Annotated in this window: 11 protein-coding genes; 3 read left to right on the top strand and 8 right to left on the bottom strand. The window is 74.1% G+C overall.

Going from position 1 to position 13,424, the window contains the following annotated elements; genetic code table 11:
- The first annotated feature begins 98 nt into the window (after positions 1 to 98).
- On the top strand, positions 99 to 1,718 hold the full coding sequence (locus CXR04_RS10240; RefSeq protein WP_101421536.1) for an amidase: 1,620 nt from the start codon (positions 99 to 101) through the stop codon (positions 1,716 to 1,718).
- Positions 1,719 to 1,738: 20 nt separating this feature from the next.
- Here the strand turns inward: CXR04_RS10240 and hemC are convergent, their stop codons facing one another.
- The 3 genes from hemC to CXR04_RS10225 all read right to left on the bottom strand — a co-directional run bounded on the left by hemC (position 1,739) and on the right by CXR04_RS10225 (position 5,868).
- The gene (gene hemC / locus CXR04_RS10235; RefSeq protein ID WP_101421535.1) at positions 1,739 to 2,671 is read right to left on the bottom strand and encodes a hydroxymethylbilane synthase; all 933 of its coding nucleotides are present in this window, start codon (positions 2,669 to 2,671) and stop codon (positions 1,739 to 1,741) included.
- A gap of 164 nt (positions 2,672 to 2,835) precedes the next feature.
- The gene (locus tag CXR04_RS10230) at positions 2,836 to 4,707 is read right to left on the bottom strand and encodes a CocE/NonD family hydrolase (protein ID WP_101421534.1); all 1,872 of its coding nucleotides are present in this window, start codon (positions 4,705 to 4,707) and stop codon (positions 2,836 to 2,838) included.
- 186 nt (positions 4,708 to 4,893) lie between these two features.
- Entirely contained in the window at positions 4,894 to 5,868 is a 975-nt protein-coding gene (locus CXR04_RS10225; RefSeq protein WP_101421533.1) for a hypothetical protein, read from the bottom strand.
- A 106-nt stretch (positions 5,869 to 5,974) separates the two neighbouring features.
- Between CXR04_RS10225 and CXR04_RS10220 the strand changes: the two genes are divergently transcribed.
- Entirely contained in the window at positions 5,975 to 6,589 is a 615-nt protein-coding gene (locus CXR04_RS10220) for a TetR/AcrR family transcriptional regulator (protein ID WP_101421532.1), read from the top strand.
- 95 nt (positions 6,590 to 6,684) lie between these two features.
- Here CXR04_RS10220 and CXR04_RS10215 read toward each other — a convergent pair whose 3' ends face one another.
- The 5 genes from CXR04_RS10215 to CXR04_RS10195 all read right to left on the bottom strand — a co-directional run bounded on the left by CXR04_RS10215 (position 6,685) and on the right by CXR04_RS10195 (position 12,185).
- Positions 6,685 to 7,143, bottom strand: a complete 459-nt coding sequence (locus tag CXR04_RS10215) for an SPW repeat protein (protein WP_101421531.1) — start codon at positions 7,141 to 7,143, stop codon at positions 6,685 to 6,687.
- A 97-nt stretch (positions 7,144 to 7,240) separates the two neighbouring features.
- Positions 7,241 to 7,912: a DNA alkylation repair protein gene (locus CXR04_RS10210; RefSeq protein WP_442802447.1), complete on the bottom strand. Its 672-nt coding sequence runs from the start codon at positions 7,910 to 7,912 to the stop codon at positions 7,241 to 7,243.
- A gap of 119 nt (positions 7,913 to 8,031) precedes the next feature.
- Positions 8,032 to 10,041 (bottom strand): sulfatase, encoded by a 2,010-nt coding sequence (locus CXR04_RS10205; protein ID WP_101421530.1) that lies wholly within the window; start codon positions 10,039 to 10,041, stop codon positions 8,032 to 8,034.
- A gap of 146 nt (positions 10,042 to 10,187) precedes the next feature.
- Entirely contained in the window at positions 10,188 to 10,937 is a 750-nt protein-coding gene (locus CXR04_RS10200) for a class I SAM-dependent methyltransferase (protein WP_101421529.1), read from the bottom strand.
- Between the two features lie 330 nt (positions 10,938 to 11,267).
- Positions 11,268 to 12,185, bottom strand: coding sequence for a class I SAM-dependent methyltransferase (locus CXR04_RS10195; protein ID WP_101421528.1), 918 nt, complete (start codon positions 12,183 to 12,185; stop codon positions 11,268 to 11,270).
- 335 nt (positions 12,186 to 12,520) lie between these two features.
- On the opposite strand from CXR04_RS10195, the gene CXR04_RS10190 reads away from it, so the two are divergent.
- Positions 12,521 to 13,363, top strand: a complete 843-nt coding sequence (locus tag CXR04_RS10190) for a hypothetical protein (protein ID WP_159072299.1) — start codon at positions 12,521 to 12,523, stop codon at positions 13,361 to 13,363.
- Positions 13,364 to 13,424: the final 61 nt, after the last annotated feature.

Genomic DNA, 13,424 nt, shown 5'->3' with positions numbered 1-13,424 from the left:
CCGGCTAGCCCCAGGTGCGGGCCGGGGGATGGCGCCCGCGGCTAAGGGGGTGGCAGCCGGAGGGAACCGGCGGCGCCGCCGCCCTAGCGTTCCGGCGTATGAGAACTCCCGCGCCGCGCCCCTCGCGCCGCTCCCTGCTCGCCCTCGGCTCCGCCGCTGCCGCCGCGCCCGTGCTGGGCGCCACCCCGGCCCACGCCGGGACCGGCGGCGGCCAGGCCCCGGACGCCCCGGACGACTTCGACGAGCTGGACATCGCCGAACTGCGCCGCCGCATGGCCGACGGGCGGCTCGACGCCGTCCGGCTCACCCGCCACTACCTGGAGCGGATCGAGCGCATCGACCCCCTCCTCCGCTCGGTCATCGAGGTCAACCCCGACGCGCTGCGCGAGGCGCGGAAGCTCGACGGCGAACGGCGGCCCCGCGGCCCGCTGCACGGCATGCCCGTGCTGCTCAAGGACATGTTCGAGACCGCCGACCGGATGCACACCACCGCCGGTTCCTACGCCCTGGAAGGGATGCGGGTCCGGGCGGACTCCGCCGTCGCGGCCCGGCTGCGCGCCGCCGGCGCCGTCATCCTCGGCAAGACCAACCTCAGCGAGTGGGCCGGCGGCATGTCCCTGACCCACCACGCCGGCTGGAGCGCCCGCGGCGGGCAGACCGCCAACCCGTACAAGCTGGACCGCTCGCCCCACGAGTCCAGCTCCGGCACGGGCGCCGCCGTGGCCGCCAACCTGTGCGTCGCCGGCATCGGCACCGAGACGAACGGCTCGATCCTCGATCCGTCGTCCGCCAACTGCCTCGTCGGCGTCAAGCCGACCGTCGGGCTCGTCGGCCGCGGCGGGATGATCCCCGGGGTGCCGAGCCAGGACAGCGTCGGCCCGATGGCCCGTACCGTACGGGATGCCGCGATCCTGCTCGGCACCCTCGTCGGCGTCGACCCGCGCGACCCCGCGACCGAGGCGAGCCGCGGCCACCAGCACCGCGACTACACCCGCTTCCTCGACCCCGGCGGGCTGCGCGGCGCGCGGATCGGGGTGGCGCGCGACGTCTACTTCGGCTACAGCCACCACGCCGACGAGATCGCGGAGCAGGCGATCGCCGCACTGCGCGCGGCCGGTGCCACCGTGGTCGACCCCGCCGACATCCCCACCGCCGGGCAGCTCGACGACCTGCCGGGCCAGGTCGTCGTCCAGGTCTACGAGTTCAAGCGCGGGATCAACGCCTATCTGGCCGGCGCCGCCGGCGACGTCCCGCGCAGCCTCGCCGAACTGATCGAGTTCAACCGCGAGAATGCCGACCGCGAGCTGCGCTACGTCCGGCAGGACGGTCTGGAGACGGTGCACCGGCTGGAGTACGGCGAGGCGGAGTACCGGGAGGCACTGGGCGTCAACCACCGGCTGGCGCGCGCCGAGGGGATCGACGCGGTGCTGCGCCGGCACCGCCTCGACGCGCTCGTGATGCCCACCAGCGGCCCGCCGGCCAAGATCGACCTGATCCGCGGCGACACGTACGGCGGCGGCTCCTCGACCCCCGCGGCGCTCGCCGGGTATCCGGCGGTGAGCGTGCCGGCGGGGTTCGCGTTCGGGCTGCCGGTCGGGCTGACGTTCATGGGGACGGCGTGGAGCGAACCGACGCTGCTGCGGCTGGCGTACGCGTACGAGCGCGCGACCGCGGTCCGCAGGCCGCCGGAGTACCGGGCGCCGGACGTGGGCCTGTAACGGCCCGACGCCCGCCCGCGTCAGTGCGCGATGCCGTCGATCAGCTCCCGCGCGCCCTGCCGCAGCAGCGCGAGCGCGACGGACGTGCCGAGGTCGGGCGGGGTGAGCCGGCCCGCGGACTCGCGGGCGTCGAGCACCGTCTTGCCGTCGGGGCTGAACACCCGGCCGCGCAGCCACAGTTCGTCCGGCGCCGCGGTGGCGAAGCCGGCGATGGGGCTGTTGCAGTGGCCCTGGAGCACGTGCAGGAACATCCGCTCGGCCATCGCCTCGCGGTACGTCTCCGGGTGGTTGAGGTCGCTGACGACGTCGATGGTCGCCGTGTCGTCCTCGCGGCACTGGAGGGCCAGGATCCCGGCGCCCAGCGGCGGGCACATCGTCTCCACCGGCAGCACCTCGGTGATGACGTCGGCGCGGTCGATGCGCTCCAGGCCGGCCACGGCCAGCAGCAGCGCGTCGACCTCCCCGGCGTACAGCTTCGCCAGCCTGCGGTTCGCGTTGCCGCGGAACGGCACACACTCCAGGTGCGGGTACGCGGCGGAGAGCTGGGCGATCCGGCGTACGGACGACGTGCCGATCCGGGTGCCGGCGGGCAGGTCGTCGAGCCCCAGCCCGCCGGGGTGGACCAGCGCGTCGCGGATGTCGTCGCGGCGCAGGAACGCGGCGAACGTCGTCCCGGCCGGCAGCGGCCGGTCCGCGGGCACGTCCTTGACGCAGTGCACCGCCAGGTCGGCCTCCCCGGTGACCAGCGCGGCGTCGACCTCCTTGGTGAACGCGCCCTTGCCGTCCACCTCGGACAGGTCGCCCAGCCACTTGTCGCCGGTGGTCTTCACCGGCACCACCGCGGTGCGGATGCCGGGGTGCCTGGCGGCCAGCCCGGTGCGGACGCGCTCGACCTGGGCGAGGGCCATGGGGGAGTCGCGCGAGACGATGCGGATGAGCTCGGGCACGGACATGCCGTACACGATAGACCGTCAGAAACGGGCCCTCCGGCCGGGCCCGGACCCCGTGCTCGGGCGCGACTCGTACCCGCCTCGAACGCGTGCGCCGCCCGGAAGCCCACTGTCGGCTTCCGGGCGGCGGACCTGCTGGTGACGCCTTGATCAGCGTTTCGCCGGCGTTACCTGACGCCGGGAACGGTGAACGACGGCGGGCCCGCGGGGAGCGCCACCGTGTTCCGGCTCACATAGGTGTCGAGGTACGGCGAGCGCTCGCCGCCCGTCGCCACGTCGTCGGCGGTACCGTCCAGGGCCAGGTTCAGCGTGGCGTTGCCGACCTCGATCGTCTCGCCGGACGGGGTGTCCCGCCAGGAGCCGGTCTGGATCGTGCCGATCTCCACGGCCAGTACGTGCCCGGCCGCCAGCCGCCAGTCGGTCGACTTCAGGTCGACCGTGAACCGGCCGCGCTCCAGCAGCGAGACCTGCTCGTCGAACATCACGGCGGTGCCGTCGGGGGCGACGTCGTACAGCTTGATCATGACGTTCCCCGCGCCCTTCGCGTTCAGCGCGATCTGCGGGGTGCCGGTGACGCGCACGTCCCGCTGGAGCGGCTTCGACCACGCGAAGAAGCTCGACGTGACCTCGCCCGCCCGCTGCTGCTTCGCGGCCTCGGCGGCCAGCCCGTCCGGGGCGGCCGGCTCGCGCGCTGGCGCGTTCTCCATGTCCCACTTGCCGGACGGCTGCGCCGGCTTGGCGGGCGCCGCGCGGCCGGAGGCGGTGAGGTCGGCGCGGGCGGACGCGCCGCCGTCGTCGACGTACGAGCCGCCGCCCAGGGAGATGCTCGCGCGCCGCTCGACGACCGGCCAGGTGCTCTGCGCGCGCCAGTCGCCGCTGTTGTCCTCCATGGCGTACTTCGGGTAGCGGACGGTCGGCTTCTCGCCCTTCAGATACTGGTCGAAGAAGGAGAGCGTCTCGTCGTACCAGCCCTCGCGGCCCATCGCCAGCCGGCCGTCGGGCACGCGGTCGCCGCCGCGGACGTGGTCCCACTGGCCGAGCCAACCGCGCTCGGGGCCGCGGTGGTTGTCCAGGTACTCCTCCATCTCCTCGGGCTTCGTGTTGGGCTCGATGAAGCCCTGCGTGACGAAGAGGGGAGTGTCGCTGCCCTTGGCCTGCCGCGCGAGGTCACGGGACTTCCAGTGCTTGCTGTCCTGGTCGGAGATCCGGTAGCCGGCGGAGTTCTCCGTCAGGCACTCCGGATGGGTCTCCTCCCAGCGGGCGTTGGCCGCGTAGCGGGGGTCGTCGTCGGCCAGCGGGGGGATGGTCGCGATGTCGTTGTACGCGTTGGCGGTGCCGGTGACGTTGGGGCGCGGCACGCCGTTGGAGTAGATGTACTGGTACATGTCCCAGACCGGCTCCTGCGACACGACGGCCTTCAGGGCCGGCTGGTCAAGGTTGTTGCCGATCAGCCCGGTCACGCCGTCGTACGACTTGCCGTACATGCCGACCGCGCCGGTCGACCACGGCCGGCCGGCGGCCCAGTCGATCGCGGCCTTCACGTCGGCCTGTTCGCCGGGCCCGGCCCAGTCGAGGCAGCCCGTGGAGCCGCCGAAGCCGCGCAGGTCGACCATCACGAAGGCGTAGCCCTCCGCGAAGATGTCGGCGCCCTCGGTGAAGTCCTGGAACCGCGAGGAGGGTCCGGTGTGCGACCAGCCCTCGTCGCCGGTCGCGCCGGCGTGCGCGAAGTACGGCCCGACGGACAGGATGACGGGCACCTCCTCGCCCTTCTCCAGCCCTTCGGGCAGCAGCACGTCGGCGTGCAGCTCGGTGCCGGAGTCGTCGGCGGAGGGGAAGTAGTGCTGGGTCCATTCCGCGCCCTCGGGCACGCGGTCGTTCTCGTCGTGCGTGACGGGATCGGTGGCGGTGGCGATACGGGCCTGGGGGCCGGCCGCGGTCGCCTCGGGCGCCGCGGTCGCGGGCCCGGCGAGCGCGCCGGTCGCCGCGAGGGCGGCGGCGAGTGCGGAGGCGGCCCAGGCGGCCGCGTGACGTCTCTTCACATGCTCCTCCGGGATGACGGTACGGAGTTGTGGGGGGACGGCGGCTGGGCGCACCCGGGAAAACCACACGTCGCGGGCGCGACCGGGACCGACGCGTGGAGCGTATGATCACATCGCGTACACGTCAACGAGCCCGTGCGGCCGGCCTGCTGGCCGGGGCCGTACGGGCTCCGTGCGGGGGCGGCGCTAGACCGCGACGCTTTCGGCGGCAGGCCGCGCGGCCTCCGGGGCGCGGCGGCGGGCGAGCAGCGGGCCGAGCGCCAGCAGCGCCAGGCCGGCGAGGGACCAGCCGGCGAGGACCGTGAGCGGGCCGGCGGCGCCGTTGCCGTCGAAGTGGGCGACGGAGCGGGTCAGGGAGCCGCCCGCGCCCGGGGGCAGCAGCCGGCCGAGCATCCCCGCCGGCTCGGGGAGCAGTTCGGGGGCCGAGGTGACGCCCGAGAACGGGTTGCCGAGGAGCATCACCAGCAGGCTGCCGAGGCCCATCCCGGCCCGGCCGAGCACCGCGCCGAGGCCCGCGACCGCCGCGGCGCCCGCGAGGACCGTGAGGCCGAGCGCGCCCGCCTCCGCCCACCAGTCGCCGGCCAGGGCGCCGAGCCAACTGTCCGCGAGCGCGGCGGCGACGAGGCCGACGGCCGCGGCCGCGCCCACCACGGCGAGCACCCCGCGACCGCCCCGCAGCCCCAGCAGGGTGACCAGCCCGCCGACCAGGAGGCCGGCCAGCGCGAGCGGCAGGACGCTGGAGCTGAGTGCGGAGCCGCGGGGGTCCGCGGACGGCAGCGGGACCACGTCCTCCGTGGGCACCGGCTTCCCCGCCTGCTCCCCGACGGCCTCGGTGAGCATCTGCGCCACGCTGGGCCCGGCGGCGGTGGCCACCAGCAGCTCGGGTCCGTCGGGGGAGGCGACGACGGCGCCGTAGACCTCGCGCTCCTCGATCGCGGTACGGGCCGCGTCCGCATCGGCGTACCCGTGCACCTCGAAGGCGCCCTCGCGCTCGGCCAGTTGCGCCTTGAGCGGCGCGGTGGCCTGCGCGGGGCCCGCGACGCCGAGGGGCAGGTCGCGCGGCGCGAGCCGGGCGTTGGGCCAGACGAACGCCCAGAGGGCGAGGGCAACGAGGGCGGGGACCAGGAAGACGACCGCGAGCACGCTGCGGGTGGAGGACATCGGGGGCCTCGATCATAAAGAGAAGGATCGTTCGTTTTACGATCCTCACCCTGCGCGCGATCACCGGCACTTGTCAAGAAGGAACGTTCGTTTTACTCTGTCGGCCATGGCTCGCGTATCCCAGGCCCACCTGGACGCCCGGCGCCGGCAGATCCTGGACGGCGCGCGGCGCTGCTTCACGCGCAACGGGTTCCACGCCACGTCGATGCAGGACGTCTTCCAGGAGACCGGGCTCTCCTCCGGCGCCGTCTACCGCTACTTCCGCGGCAAGAACGACCTGATCACGGCCGTCGCCGAGGAGGCGTTCGAGCGGATGCGGCTGGCCTTCGAGTCCGCCGCCCGCGAGGCCCCGCTGCGCCCCCTCGACCACGTCATCGACGAGGTGCTGAGCCACGTACTGGAAGAGCAGGCCCGCAACTCGGGGGCGGACCGGCCGGGCGCGTTCGCCGAGCTGATCGTGCAGGTCTGGAGCGAGACCCTGCGCGACGAAAGGCTGGCCGCGACCCTGACCGCCGGCTACGACCGGATGCGCGCCATGTGGGCCGAGGCCGTCCGCACCTACCAGGACGCGGGCCACCTGCGCGCGGACATCCCGACCGACCACGTCGTCCGCGCCCTGATGGCGCTCGTCCAGGGGTCCATCGTGCAGCGGGCGGTCTTCAAGGACGTCGAGGGCGAACTCCGCAGCGGCCTGCGCGCCCTGCTGTCGCCGCACGCCTGAGCGCGCGGCCGGACCGGCCGCGCGCTCAAGGGTACGACCCGGCCGCGGAGGGGCGGGGAAAGCGCTGCCCGCTCCGCGGCCGGAGTCGAGGACCGTTACATGTGCGCTCGCGCCTGGTGCTTGAACGCCACGGTCAGACCCATGGCGAGCAGCCCAAGCAGGGCGGTGACACCGCCGACGAAGCAGTTGGCCCAGATGACCGAGTTGGGTGCGCCGTGGGTCACGGTGACCACCCAGGGGGAGATGACCAGCCAGGCGCCGAGGGGAATCGTCAACCATGCCAGGCCGGACGTCCGCTCCGGGGCGAGTGCCAGGCCGAGCCCGATCAGGGCGATTGCGATGCCGACGATCAGGTTGTTGATGGTGAGGTTGGTGTTCCCCGTGAAGTGCACGACCCAAGGCGAAATCGCGGCGAATAGGCCGGCCAGAAGGATCAGTCCTTCGAGGGCAATCACACCACCTCTGGCCGCCGTGCGATCGAGCCGGTCCCGCATCTCCACTACATCGGGGTGCGAGGTCATCTCGGTGTCAGTGGTGTGCTGCTGATACGACATGGTTGCCGCCTCCTCTCCAGAGACAGAGTCGGATGCATCCCTTTTCGTACGATACGCCTGTTTGGGTGACTCTGCGTGGTGAGGGCTTTCGGCCCGGTCAGAGGGCCTGCGCGCCGCCTCGCCGGCGGACCATCTCGGCGATCCAGACGGGCGCGAACGGAGACGTGCAGCCCGGGGACGTCGGGTAGTCCTTCAGCACCCCCAGGCGCTCGCCGACGGCCACCGCGCGGGCGCGGTGCGCGGGGTACTCGATGCCGATCTGCGCCAGGCAGGTGTTCATCGCCCACTGCAACCGGTCGGGGGCGGCCTTCAGCTCCGCCTCGATCACGTCGAGCAGCCCCGCGGGGTCGAGGCCCGCGGGGCTCTTCACCACGCGCTCGGCGGTCAGTGCCCAGCCGGCGCTCGCCACCACCGGGTCGGGGTCGGCGAGCCAGGCCAGCCGCAGCTCCTCGGCGTGCGGGTTCTTCTTCACCGCGTAGTTCACGAGCCAGTCGTGCACCTTGGGCGTACGCGCCTCGCGCAGCATCGCGTCCAGCTCGTCCCGCTCGAACGCCTTCGGGCGGCAGACCAGCAGCGCCAGCAGCCGCGCCGCGGTGTCGCCGGTCCGCCACAGCTCGCGGGCCAGCGGCTGCTGCGTCCTGAGCCGCTTGGCGAGCGCGCGCAGCTTGCCGAGATTCACGCCGTGGTCGTCGCCGTGCCTCTCGTTCACCGCGCGCGCCTTCGGATCCTCCAGCTCGGCGAGCTCCGCCATTACCTCGGTCAGGGGCATCTCGGCCACCGCATCCTCCTGCCGGTCGGTGGGAGCCTGGGGTCTGTCGTCCATCTCGCGTCGTTCGCCCGCAGGGCGGGCCGCAGACGGGAGATTGAAGACAGACCCTAGCCCCTGGACTACGGCCGGCTCGCCGCCCGCAGCCCGTTCAGCGTGATCGTGCCCCGGTCGAGGCGCACGCCGGCCGTGTACCGGTACGCGGCCCGCACCTCCGGGTCCGTGAGGTCCAGCACCCCGCCCGCGTCCGCTGTGAACAGGAACTCCCAGCCCGCGCCCTGGTCGATGTACGCCGTGGTGACCGTGGACCGCGCCACCAGGGCGTAGCGGGAGCCGGGGCGGGAGAGGTCCACGGTGCCGTCGAGGTTGTCCAGCGGCTCCTGGCCGACGGTGATCAGCTTCCCGTCGATGCGCAGGTCCCAGCCGGCCCGCCGCAGCCCGTTGTGGTGGCGGAAGAGCAGATAGTTGTCCGCGTCCTTGGCGAGGCCGACGAAGACGGTGTCCTGGCCGCCGGTCCCCGCGAACGTGCCGGTGTCCAGCACCAGCGCGAAGGTGTCCGTGCGCGGCGCGGTGCCGGAGAGGAACAGCAGGTGCGTCGGCGCCTGCGTGGTCACGGTCAGCCTGCCGTCGCCCGCGGTGGCGGTGCCCTGGTGCGAACCGCGCGGTACGGGCAGCACGGTGAAGCCCGCGAGATCGGTGTCGAACCGCTCGTCCAGTTCGGCCACCGGGTACGCCCCGGGGCCGGGCGGCGGCGGGAACAGGCCGACGTCCGCGAGGTGGTCGTCGAGCAGCGCGGTCAACTGGTGCAGCTTCGCGGGGTGGCGGTCCGCGAGGTCGTCCGTCTCACCGGGGTCGCGGCCGACGTGGTACAGCTCGGCGGCGCCGCCGCGGAGCCGGCGTACCAGCTTGAACTCGCCGTGACGGACGGCCGCGTGCGGGTGGCGGTTCTGGTTGAAGTGCGGGTAGATCCAGAAGAGGGTGTCGCGGCGGAGCGGCCCGCGGCCGATGAGCAGGGGGGCCAGGCTCGTACCGTCGAAGCGCGCGGCGGGGGCGCGGCCGCCGGCGGCCAGGTCGAGAGCCGTCGGGAGCACGTCGATCGTGGAGACGGGCGTGGCGTCCGTGCGCCCCGGCGCCACCCGGCCCGGCCAGCAGGCGACCAGCGGCACCCGGATACCGCCCTCGTACAGCTCGCTCTTGCCGCCGCGCAGCGGCGCGGTCGCGTCCCGGTACGGGCTGCCGTTGTCGGACGTGACGAGGATCAGCGTGCGCCCGGAGAGCCCGTGCTCGTCCAGCGCGGCGACGATGCGGCCCACCTGCTGGTCGATGCTCTCCAGCATCGCGGCCAGCGCGGGCCGGTTCGGCAGTTGGCCGGCGCCCGGCTTGGCCTCGTACTTGGCGAGCAGTTCGGGCTTCGCGGCCAGGGCGGTGTGCACGGCGTAGTTGGAGACGTGCAGGAAGAACGGCTCGTCGCGGTGGCGCGCGACGAAGTCGACGGCCTCGTCGGCAAGCCGGTCGGTGAGGTACTCGCCGGGCGTGCGGGCCGGCAGGTCGGGCATGAAGCGGTACGGGTGGAAGTAGTCGCCGTCCGCGATGTACAGCCGCTCGGAGGCGATGGCCTCGTCCAGCCCGTGCGCGTAGGGGTTGCCGGGCCGCTCGGTGTACTCGCCGCTGTAGGTCTCGGTGAGGTGCCACTTGCCGACCAGGGCGGTGGTGTAGCCGTACGGGCCGAGGAAGTCGGGGACGGTGGGCACGTCGGGGGAGAGGAACTTGTTGCTCGCCGCCGGTGCCTCGCGGAGGAAGTCGGTGATGCCGGTACGGGCCGGGTACAGGCCGGTCATCAGCGCGGCGCGGGTCGGCGAGCAGATGGGCGCGGCGGAGTACGCGCGGGTGAAGCGCATCCCCTCGCGCGCCAGCCGGTCGATGTGCGGGGTCTCGTTGAAGGTGTTGCCGTACGCGCCGAACTCGCGCCAGCCGAGGTCGTCGATCGACACGACGATGACGTTGGGCGGCGGCGGGCCTGCGGCGGTGGCGCTCCGGGCGAGTGCGGGGGCGGCGACGGCCGTGAGGCCGACGGCGGAGGCGCCGCGCAGGACGCTGCGGCGCGAGGGGCGGCGGAACGTCGTCGGGGGCATACGGCTCAGCGTCCGGGGGCCCGCGATCGGGCGTCAACACCCCGGTGAATTAGTCCGGGACGGGCGCGCGGAGTGCGGCGCGGACGGGGGCGGCCAGGGGAGTCCGGACCGGGGAGTGCGGCCGGGGGAGTGCGGCCGGCGGGGGGTCAGTCCGCGGGGCGCAGCCGTACGTGGATGTGGCCGGCGTCCGGCGCCGCGGGCCCGCCGTCCGGTTCGGTGATCCCGGCGACGTCGAGCCCGGCGACGGCCGCCAGGGTCTCGAAGCCGTCCCGGGTGTACCAGTGCAGCACCCACGGCCGTTCGGTGATGCTGCTGCCCGACGGGTGGTAGCGCTCGTAGCGCAGCAGCGTCGTCTGGGTGCGGGTGTGCTCGTCGCGGTTCTCGGCGACGACGCGGACCCGCAGTTCGGCGCCGTCAGGCCCGGTGGCGGTGCGGGCCCTGCCGACGTCCGCCGCGGCGGTGGGCGCGGGCAGGTGCAGCGGGATCAGGGCGGTGCCGCCCGCGGCGAGGTGGGTGCGGATGGCGCGCAGCGCGGCCAGCGCGGTGGCGTCGTCGGGCAGCAGGTTGAACGTCGGCCCGGCGAGGAAGACGGCGGCGTAGCTGCGCGGCAGGTCCAGGGCCTCCATGCGCTGCTGGAACACCTTGACGGGCAGGCCCTCTTCCGCCGCGCGGCGGCGCAGCCGGTCCAGCATGTCGGCGGAGGAGTCGACGCCGTCCACGTCGAGACCGCGGCGGCGCAGTTCGAGCAGCGGCTCGCCGTCGCCGCAGCCCAGCTCCAGCGCGGGCGTACCGGCCTGCTCGACGAAGGCGGCGTACGGCTCGGGGTCCTGGGTGACGGACTTCAGCGGCCCGTACAGCTCCGCGACGATTCCGGTGTAGAAGTCTGCTGGATCCATGTTCGCCACCTTATGCGGGCGGCGGCGGGGGTGACAGCTCCCCGGGGAGGGAGGTCGCCCGGGTTCCGCACCCGCGGCCGGCGCCGTGCACTCCACCCCGCGGTGCTACGCCGGGACTCCGCGCTCTGCAGCCCACCCGGAGCGCATCCGGCCCCGCCGCCGCGGCGGCCGGCCGGGGCGAACCGGCGTGCCACGCGGGTCACTTGACGAGAACGTGCTCCCCTCGCGGCCGGCGTCCCGGTGACGTACGAGGCGCCGATGGCCCGGCAGCACGGGGGGACCGACCCGTTCGCGTTCTTCATCGACGGGTGACACACGCCCGCGACGACCTCACGCGCCCGCGGGCGTGACCGCCGGGCCCGCGGCCCGCCGGAAGTGCCAGACGATCCCCGCCGGGACGCCCGCGTGGGACACCGCCGCGGCCTCGGGGACCAGTTCGCGAAGGGACCACGGCCACGCCTCCCACGGCCCCGGGTCCGCCGCCGGGGCCGGGATCGCCTTCGCCTCCCCGGCGTCCTGCACCCCCGGCTCCTCGCAGCCCAGCACATCGAGCCCGGCCGCGAGCGCGGCGCGCACGTAGTCCCCGACCGCGTGCCGGTACGTCTCCACCCGGGCGGGGCTGCCGTCAGCCAGCCGTACCGCCGGGATCGACCCGAGCGCCACCCGCTCCGGGTGGACGTCCGAGGTCACGAGGTGTCCACCCGGCCGCAGCACGCGCGCGAACTCCGCCATGACCGGGCCCAGATCGGGGACGTGGGTCAGCGCGAGCGCGCAGACCGCCACGTCCACGGCGCCGTCGGCGACGGGCAGCGCGTCGAGCGCGCCGAGGCGGAAGCCGCCCTCCGGCACCCGCTCCCGGGCCCGCGCCAGCATGTCCGGGGAGCTGTCGACGCCGAGGACGCGGTGGCCGCGCCCGGCCAGCAGGGCCGCCATCCGCCCGGTGCCGCAGGCGGCGTCCAGGGCGACGCCCGCGGGCAGCGCGTCGAGGAACGCCCCGACCACCGGCTCGTCCAGGTCGAACGCGGTGTTGGGCCCGTCGTACGTCTCCGACCAGATCCGGTAGCCCTCGACCGTGGACACCCGGGCGACGTCCACGCCCGCGCCCGCCAGCGCCTCGTCGCCGAGCAGCCGCCGGATCCCGCCGAGCCGCGCGGCGACGAACGCGCGGTCGTACTCCCCGGTGAACGAACGCACCAGGGCGATGCCCTCCATGCCGACCGCGTAGGCCAGCGGATCCTCATGCCGCACGGCCGCGACGCTAGTAACGCGCCCGGCACCCGCGCCACCCGATTTCGCGGCCGCCCGTCCGGCCGCCACCGGGGCCGGCGTCCCCTACCGGCGTATGCGCGGGTTCGGCACACTTGTGACGCTGACGGCCGTTTCCCCAGCGCGCCGCGGACGAAGGGGGTCATCCTGTGCCGGACGGTCCTGCCTTACCGCCCACGGGGCCACCGAGTCCGCCCGGGCCGGGCACCCCGGTGGCGTACCCCACGCCCCCGGCGTATCCCACGCCCCCGGCGTATCCCCCCGCCCGACCGCCTGTGCCCACCGCCGCCCCGCCGCCGGCGGAGCGGGGCCACCGCGTGCAGTTCTGGATCGGGACCGTGGTCCTCCCGGTCCTCCTCGCCGTGTCGGGCCTGGTCGCGACGTTCGCGATCGCGCCGTGGCAGGAACAGCGCGCCCAGAGCGGGGTCGAGCGCCGGGAGGCGGCGGAAGAGGCGCGGCAGCCGCCCGTGGAGGTCGGCAGCATCCAGGAGGTCTTCGACCCCGAGTCCGGCTACTGGGTCCTGGCGGAACCGCTCCCGCCGGCGGAGGAGGCGGAGTGGACGGCGCTGTTCCCCGGTGAGGAAGCGGATCTGGCGCGGCGGGCGCAGGCTGTCCAGGTGATGCAGCCGGCCGCCGTCGACTGCGCCGACTGGTGCCCCGCCACCGCGAAGGTGTACCGGCTGTCGCTGTACGGCAGCCGCAGCGCACCGGTCGAAGTCCTGGACATCCACGCCCGCGTCCTCTCCCGGAACCCCGCGCCCGACGGTGCCGTGATCAAGCCGGCCACGGGCGCGCTGGGCGAGGTGGCGCCGGCGTCGATCGACCTCGACTCCGACGACCGGCGCCTGTACTCCCAGGACGAGGACGGAGTGACCGGCGACCGGCCGTACTTCCAGGACACGTCACTGACCCTGGCGAAGGGCGAGCACCAGACCTTCGGGATCACCACGACGAGCCGCGGCACCGACTACCGCTACGAACTCGTCGTGACGCTGGAGGCGGACGGCGAGCGGACGACGGTGGCCGTCCGCCCGAACGGCACGTCCTCGGGCGCCCCGTTCCGCAATCCCGGCACTCCGCCGCAGTACTCGAAAATATATGAATGCGACATGAGCCCGAGTTGCCATATCAAATACCCCCCCGAGTTCGATTTGCCGTAGCCGCGCTTCGCTGCGGCCGCCGGGCGTGGTCGATGTCATCCTGGTATGGCTACCTTTGGCG

The sequence above is a fragment of the Streptomyces sp. CMB-StM0423 genome, assembly GCF_002847285.1.
In the GTDB taxonomy this organism is placed as follows: domain Bacteria; phylum Actinomycetota; class Actinomycetes; order Streptomycetales; family Streptomycetaceae; genus Streptomyces.
The sequence above is the reverse complement of the archived record's forward strand: the minus strand, read 5'-3'. Positions and strand labels throughout refer to the sequence as shown.

Coding starts and splice junctions, on each gene's coding strand:
- hemC (WP_101421535.1), bottom strand. CDS start 2,671: ATGTCCGTGCCCGAGCTCATCCGCATCGTCTCGCGCGACTCCCCCATG.
- CXR04_RS10200 (WP_101421529.1), bottom strand. CDS start 10,937: ATGGATCCAGCAGACTTCTACACCGGAATCGTCGCGGAGCTGTACGGG.
- CXR04_RS10210 (WP_442802447.1), bottom strand. CDS start 7,912: ATGCCCCTGACCGAGGTAATGGCGGAGCTCGCCGAGCTGGAGGATCCG.
- CXR04_RS10240 (WP_101421536.1), top strand. CDS start 99: ATGAGAACTCCCGCGCCGCGCCCCTCGCGCCGCTCCCTGCTCGCCCTC.
- CXR04_RS10220 (WP_101421532.1), top strand. CDS start 5,975: ATGGCTCGCGTATCCCAGGCCCACCTGGACGCCCGGCGCCGGCAGATC.
- CXR04_RS10215 (WP_101421531.1), bottom strand. CDS start 7,143: ATGTCGTATCAGCAGCACACCACTGACACCGAGATGACCTCGCACCCC.
- CXR04_RS10225 (WP_101421533.1), bottom strand. CDS start 5,868: ATGTCCTCCACCCGCAGCGTGCTCGCGGTCGTCTTCCTGGTCCCCGCC.
- CXR04_RS10205 (WP_101421530.1), bottom strand. CDS start 10,041: ATGCCCCCGACGACGTTCCGCCGCCCCTCGCGCCGCAGCGTCCTGCGC.